Origin of the sequence: Pseudomonas sp. S10E 269 (assembly GCF_002798465.1) — a bacterium.
Taxonomy (GTDB): domain Bacteria; phylum Pseudomonadota; class Gammaproteobacteria; order Pseudomonadales; family Pseudomonadaceae; genus Aquipseudomonas; species Aquipseudomonas pergaminensis.
This window is the reverse complement of the sequence record NZ_PHIJ01000001.1, coordinates 6,470,607-6,476,893: the sequence shown is the minus strand read 5'-3', so window position 1 is coordinate 6,476,893 and position 6,287 is coordinate 6,470,607. Positions and strand designations below refer to the sequence as shown.

Annotated in this window: 5 protein-coding genes and 1 pseudogene; 5 read left to right on the top strand and 1 reads right to left on the bottom strand. The window is 63.4% G+C overall.

The genetic code is table 11. The features are described 5' to 3' along the window. Positions 1-34: 34 nt before the first annotated feature. The 5 genes and pseudogenes from CWC48_RS29845 (at position 35) to CWC48_RS29825 (ending at position 5,513) form a co-directional block, all read left to right on the top strand. Positions 35-1,044 (top strand): annotated as a pseudogene (locus CWC48_RS29845) (aldehyde dehydrogenase family protein). Between the two features lie 234 nt (positions 1,045-1,278). Then, positions 1,279-1,350: a pyrroloquinoline quinone precursor peptide PqqA gene (gene pqqA / locus CWC48_RS29840; RefSeq protein WP_010209364.1), complete on the top strand. Its 72-nt coding sequence runs from the start codon at positions 1,279-1,281 to the stop codon at positions 1,348-1,350. Positions 1,351-1,454: 104 nt separating this feature from the next. Next, on the top strand, positions 1,455-2,618 hold the full coding sequence (gene ercA / locus CWC48_RS29835) for an alcohol dehydrogenase-like regulatory protein ErcA (RefSeq protein WP_078047802.1): 1,164 nt from the start codon (positions 1,455-1,457) through the stop codon (positions 2,616-2,618). Continuing rightward, positions 2,602-3,972: a hybrid sensor histidine kinase/response regulator gene (locus CWC48_RS29830; RefSeq protein ID WP_100491094.1), complete on the top strand. Its 1,371-nt coding sequence runs from the start codon at positions 2,602-2,604 to the stop codon at positions 3,970-3,972. The genes ercA and CWC48_RS29830 overlap by 17 nt, the downstream gene beginning before the upstream one ends. 77 nt (positions 3,973-4,049) lie before the next feature. Next, positions 4,050-5,513, top strand: coding sequence for a DASS family sodium-coupled anion symporter (locus CWC48_RS29825; protein WP_100491093.1), 1,464 nt, complete (start codon positions 4,050-4,052; stop codon positions 5,511-5,513). Positions 5,514-5,563: 50 nt separating this feature from the next. Here CWC48_RS29825 and CWC48_RS29820 read toward each other — a convergent pair whose 3' ends face one another. Further along, complete coding sequence (locus CWC48_RS29820) at positions 5,564-6,211, bottom strand: YceH family protein (protein ID WP_078047805.1); 648 nt, start codon at positions 6,209-6,211, stop codon at positions 5,564-5,566. Positions 6,212-6,287 lie beyond the last annotated feature (76 nt).

The following is a 6,287-nucleotide window of genomic DNA, read 5'->3' as shown; positions in this document are numbered from 1 at the left end:
TGGGCAAATCATCCCGTGGAACTTCCCGCTGCTGATGGCCGCGTGGAAACTCGCACCGGCCTTGGCCGCCGGTAACTGCATCGTGCTCAAGCCAGCGAGCAGACGCCGCTGTCGATCATGGTGTTTGCCGAGCTGATCGGCGACCTGCTGCCGCCTGGCGTGCTGAACATCGTGCACGGCTTTGGTCGCGAAGCGGGGGAGGCGCTGGCCACCAGCAAGCGCATCGCCAAAATCGCCTTTACCGGCTCCACCCCGGTGGGCGCGCACATCATGCATGCGGCCGCCGAGAACATCATTCCGTCCACCGTGGAGCTGGGCGGCAAGTCGCCGAATATCTTCTTTGAAGACATCATGCAGGCCGAGCCGCAATTCATCGAGAAAGCCGCCGAAGGCTTGGTCCTGGCGTTCTTCAACCAGGGCGAAGTGTGCACCTGCCCGTCGCGGGCGCTGGTGCAGGAGTCGATCTATGAGCCGTTCATGGCTGAGGTGATGAAGAAGATCGTCAAGATCAAGCGCGGCAACCCGCTGGACACCGAGACCATGGTGGGCGCCCAGGCGTCCGAGCAGCAATACGACAAGATCCTCTCCTACCTGAAGATCGCCCAGGAGGAGGGCGCGGTGCTGCTCACCGGTGGCGCGGCCGAGCGTTTGGAAGGAGACCTCTCCAGCGGCTATTACATCCAGCCGACCCTGCTCAAGGGGCACAACAAGATGCGCGTGTTCCAGGAAGAAATCTTCGGGCCGGTGGTGGGCGTGACCACCTTCAAGGACGAAGCCGAAGCCCTGGCGATTGCCAACGACAGCGAGTTCGGCCTGGGTGCCGGCCTGTGGACCCGCGACATCAACCGCGCCTACCGCATGGGCCGGGCGATCAAGGCCGACGGGTGTGGACCAATTGCTATCACCTGTACCCGCGCATGCAGCCTTGGCGGTTACAAGAAGTCGGGCGTCGGGCGTGAGAACCACAAGATGATGCTCGACCATTATCAGCAGACCAAAAACCTGCTGGTGAGCTACGACATCAACCCGCTGGGCTTCTTCTGATTCAACGCGGTCAAAACTGTGGGACCGGGCTTGCTCGCGAAAGCGGTGGATCAGTCAACCTATATGTGGCTGACACACCCTATTCGCGAGCAAGCCCGCTCCCACATTTTGACTTCTGTACATTCGCGACTAATGCAGTGTCTTCGCTACTTCGAAAGTAGTATTCGCCCTCTCAACCTCACATGCATTAATGCCTATACCGGAACCCTCCGGCCCAACAAGAGGACTGCCCCCATGTGGACCAAACCTGCGTTTACCGACCTGCGTATCGGCTTCGAAGTCACGATGTACTTCGCTAGCCGCTGACTGCGGGTGCTGTCGGAAGGATGCCTCTTTGGTCTGATTGCATTCGCAGCCGGATGGGTTAGTGTGGAGCGCATTCTTCCAAAATAATAAAAACAGGCTTTCCAATGAGCCCTAATCTGAGCCTTCTGCGTAAATTCGTCTCGCCTGAAATCATCTTTGGTGCCGGTTGCCGGCACAACGTTGGCAACTACGCCAAGACCTTCGGCGCGCGCAAGGTGCTGGTGGTCAGCGACCCCGGTGTGATCGCCGCCGGTTGGGTCGCCGATGTGGAAGCCAGCCTGCAAGCCATCGGCATCGACTACTGCCTGTACACCGCCGTGTCCCCCAACCCGCGTGTCGAAGAAGTGATGCTCGGTGCCGAGGTGTACCGCGAAAACCACTGCGACGTGATCGTCGCCATCGGCGGCGGTAGCCCCATGGATTGCGGCAAGGCCATCGGCATTGTGGTGGCCCACGGGCGCAGCATCCTCGAATTCGAAGGTGTCGACACCCTTCGCGTGCCCAGCCCGCCATTGATCCTGATTCCGACCACCGCCGGCACCTCGGCGGATGTCTCGCAGTTCGTGATCATCTCCAATCAGCAGGAGCGCATGAAGTTCTCCATCGTCAGCAAGGCGGTGGTCCCGGATGTGTCGCTGATCGACCCGGAAACCACCGCCAGCATGGACCCGTTCCTGTCCGCCTGCACCGGCATCGACGCGTTGGTGCATGCCATCGAAGCGTTCGTTTCCACCGGTCATGGCCCGCTGACGGACCCCCATGCGCTGGAGGCGATGCGGTTGATCAACGGCAACCTGGTGCAGATGATCGCCAACCCCAGCGACATCGCCCTGCGTGAGAAAATCATGCTGGGCAGCATGCAGGCCGGGCTGGCGTTTTCCAATGCGATCCTGGGCGCGGTGCACGCCATGTCCCACAGCCTGGGGGGCTTCCTCGACTTGCCCCACGGGCTGTGCAACGCGGTGCTGGTCGAGCATGTGGTGGCGTTCAACTACAGCTCGGCGCCGGAGCGTTTCAAGGTGATTGCCGAGACGTTCGGCATCGACTGCCGGGGCCTCAACCATCGACAAATCTGCGCGCGGCTGGTGGACCATCTGATCGCGCTCAAGCACGCGATCGGCTTCAACGAAACCCTCGGCCTGCACGGCGTGCGCGTGGCGGATATTCCGTTCCTGTCCCAGCATGCGATGCACGACCCGTGCATCCTCACCAACCCGCGTGAGTCCAGCCAGCGTGACGTCGAGGTCGTCTATGGCGAAGCTCTCTGACGACCAGCAACGTGCCCTTGCCGGGCTATTGGGGCTGGGCAACCATTCGGCACGCAAGAGCCACTACCCGGAACTCACCGCCCGGCTGGATGAGCTGGAGTCCGAGCGCAAGCGTTATATCCGCCTCAACGACGAGCTGGAACAACGCGTTGCCGCGCGCACCGACGAGTTGCTGGAAGCCAACCACAACCTGCAACAGCAGATTGCCCAGCGCGAGCAGATCGAACAGGACCTGCGCGACGCCCGCGACGCCGCCCAGGCGGCCAACCGCAGCAAAGACAAATACCTGGCCGCCGCCAGCCATGACCTGTTGCAGCCGCTCAACGCCGCACGGCTGTTGATCGCCACCCTGCGTGAGCGCCAGTTGCCCAGCGTCGAGCAGGTGCTGGTGGAACGCACGCACCAGGCGCTGGAAGGCGCCGAGGATTTGCTCACCGACTTGCTGGACATCTCACGACTCGACCAGGCCGCAGTCAAGCCGGATGTGGCGCTGTATCGCCTCGACGAGCTGTTCGCACCGCTGGTCTCGGAATTTCAATCGGTGGCCCAGGCGGCGGGGTTGAACCTGCGGGTGCACACCGGGCCTTATGCGATCAGCACCGACTTGCGGCTGCTGACGCGGATCCTGCGTAATTTCCTCAGCAATGCCTGCCGCTATACCGACGAAGGTTGCATCCTGCTGGGCGCGCGCAAGCGGGGCGATTGCCTGCGCCTGGAAGTGTGGGACACCGGGCGCGGGATTGCGGCGGACCGGCTGCAGGCGATTTTCCTCGAGTTCAACCAGCTCGACGTCGGCCGCGCGGCGGACCGCAAGGGCGTAGGGTTGGGCTTGGCGATTGTGGAGCGTATCGCCGAGATTTTGCGGTACCCGATCGCCGTGCGCTCCTGGCCGGGGCGCGGTTCAATGTTCAGTATCGAGGTGCCGTTGAGTGCCGACATGCCCCTGCCGATCAGCCAGTTGCCGGTGCAGCCGACCACCGGCAACCCCCTGCCGGGCCGGCGTTTGCTGGTGATCGATAATGAGGTGAGCATCCTCGAAAGCATGCGCGCGCTGCTCGGGCAGTGGGGGTGTGAAGTGGTCACCGCCACTGACCAGGCGGGTGCGTTGCTGGCGCTGCAGGGCCGGGCGCCGGAGCTGATCCTGGCGGACTATCACCTGGACCACGGGGTGGTGGGCTGCGCGGTGGTCAAGCACCTGCGCGAGCATTTCGAGCAGAAAATCCCGGCCGTGATCATCACGGCAGACCGTACCGACCAATGCCGACGCGCCCTTCGCCGGCTGGAAGCGCCCTTGTTGAACAAGCCGGTCAAGCCCGGCAAGTTACGCGCGGTGCTCAGCCAGTTATTGGCCTAGGGCGTTGACACCAGTCAACACGCCGCGCGGCGCTTTGCCTCATGCTCAAGGCCTGATCTAGAGCCTTGGAGCACCCCATGAGCGCGGCATCTTTCAAACTCCCCCTGGGCCTGCTGATCGCCGTGCTGGTGATGGCCGGGGTGTTGTTGTTGCCGCTGCCCGCCGACTTGCCGGTGGCCGGGCACCGCATGCTGGCGATCCTCGCCTTTGCCGTGGTGGTGTGGATCACCGAGGCGGTGTCCTATGAGGCCAGCGCGATCATGATCACTTCGCTGATGGCCTTTCTGCTTGGCACCGCGCCGTCGCTGCAAGACCCCACGCATGTGATCGGCACCAGCCCGGCAATCAGCATGGCGCTCACCGGGTTCTCCAACCCGGCGCTGGCGTTGGTGGCGGGGGCACTGTTTATCGCGGCGGCCATGACCCACACCGGCCTGGACCGGCGCATCGCCCTGGTCACCCTGAGCCGTGTCGGCACCAGCACCCGGCGCATCCTGCTGGGGGCGATTGCGGTGACGATCCTGCTCAGCCTGGTGGTGCCCAGCGCCACCGCGCGCAGTGCCTGTGTGGTGCCGATCATGATGGGGGTGATTGCTGCATTCGGCGTGGACAAGCGCTCGAACATCGCCGCCGGCATCATGATCGTCGTGGCCCAGGGCACCAGCATCTGGAACGTCGGGATCCAGACCGCCGCCGCGCAGAACCTGCTGACGGTCGGCTTCATGGACAAGATGCTCGGCCAGCGTGTGTCGTGGATCGACTGGCTGATCGCGGGCGCGCCGTGGGCGTTGATCATGTCGGCGGTGCTGCTGTTTCTGGTCCTCAAGTTGCTGCCGCCAGAGACCGACAGCATTCCCGGTGGCAAGGAAGCGGTGGCGCAGTCGCTGGTGGAAATCGGCCCGATGACCGGGCCACAGAAACGCTTGCTGAGCGTTTCCGTGTTGTTGCTGCTGGCCTGGGCTACGGAAGGGCGCTTGCACAGTTTCGACACCACCTCGACCACTTACGCCGGCTTGGTGTTTTTGTTGTTGCCGGGGATCGGCGTGATGACCTGGAAGGATGTGCAGTCGCGTATTCCGTGGGGCACGGTGATTGTGTTCGGAGTGGGCATCAGCCTGGGTACGGCGCTGCTGACCACCCAGGCCGGGCAATGGCTGGGGGCTACCGTGGTGGCGCACACGGGGTTGGATCAGGTCGGGCCGTTGGGTGTGTTTGCGATTCTTGGTGCGTTCTTGATCCTGATCCACCTGGGTTTTGCCAGCGCCACCGCACTGACCTCGGCGTTGCTGCCGATCCTGATTGCGGTGTTGCAGACCTTGCCGGGTGAATTCAGCCGCCTGGGCATGACCATGCTCTTGGGGTTTGTGATGAGCTACGGGTTTATCCTGCCGATCAATGCGCCACAGAACATGGTGTGCCTGGGAACGGGCACGTTCACGGCGCGGCAGTTTGCCAAGGTGGGGATTCTGGTGACGCTGGTGGGGTATGCCTTGATGCTGGTGTTCGCGGCGACCTATTGGAGCTGGCTCGGTTGGGTGTGACCCCGCCAGGCGCACCCGGGCACGCGCAGGTGCCCGGGTGCGCACATGCGTCAGGCCTGTTCCAACCGAGCCAGGCGCTCCTCCAGCGCTGCGATCCGCGCTTCCAGTTCTTCCAGCCGGTCGACGGACACCGCCGCCCCGCGCTCTACCGGACTGCCGCGCGCGGCCAGAATCGCCTCGATGTCCGCCGGATCACCCAAGGCATGGGTATAACGGTCTTCCCGCTGGCCCGCCTGGCGCGGCACCAGTAACGCCAGCCCCCGCGCAATCAGGCGCTCGAGCTGGTGCACGACCTGCTCGGCGTCTTCGAAGTCGTGCATACGCCCGCTGCGGGTCAGCAGTTCATTGACGGTCTGCGGCCCCCGCAAGAACAGCAGCCCGGTCAGGATCACCTGGGCCGGCACCAATTCCAGTGCCTTGTCCACGCGATGCTCCCAGCGGTCGGCACGGCTGCCCATCACCAGGCGGGTAAAGCCTTGGCCTTCAAGCACGCGCAGGCTCTGACCGACTTGGCCCTGGCTGAGGTTCATCACTGGCTCGCGGCTGGTCTTCTGATTGCAGGCCAGCACCAGGGCGTTGAGGGTCAGGGGGTAGGTTTCCGGGTTGGTCGCCTGTTTTTCGATCAGGCAACCCAGGATGCGGATTTCCGTGCTGTTCAGGCGCGGCTCAGGGGTGTCGGTGTCGTGCTCGGCGGTCATCGCGCTTTCCCTATGCAGTGAAGTGCCTAGCGTAAGCCGGAAAAAATAAAAGACAAGCTGCGGGCATGTCTATAAT

Bases quoted from the DNA above. Each gene is read 5' to 3' on its own strand.
- CWC48_RS29825 (WP_100491093.1), top strand. From the start codon at position 4,050: ATGAGCGCGGCATCTTTCAAACTCCCCCTGGGCCTGCTGATCGCCGTG.
- ercA (WP_078047802.1), top strand. From the start codon at position 1,455: ATGAGCCCTAATCTGAGCCTTCTGCGTAAATTCGTCTCGCCTGAAATC.
- CWC48_RS29820 (WP_078047805.1), bottom strand. From the start codon at position 6,211: ATGACCGCCGAGCACGACACCGACACCCCTGAGCCGCGCCTGAACAGC.
- CWC48_RS29830 (WP_100491094.1), top strand. From the start codon at position 2,602: ATGGCGAAGCTCTCTGACGACCAGCAACGTGCCCTTGCCGGGCTATTG.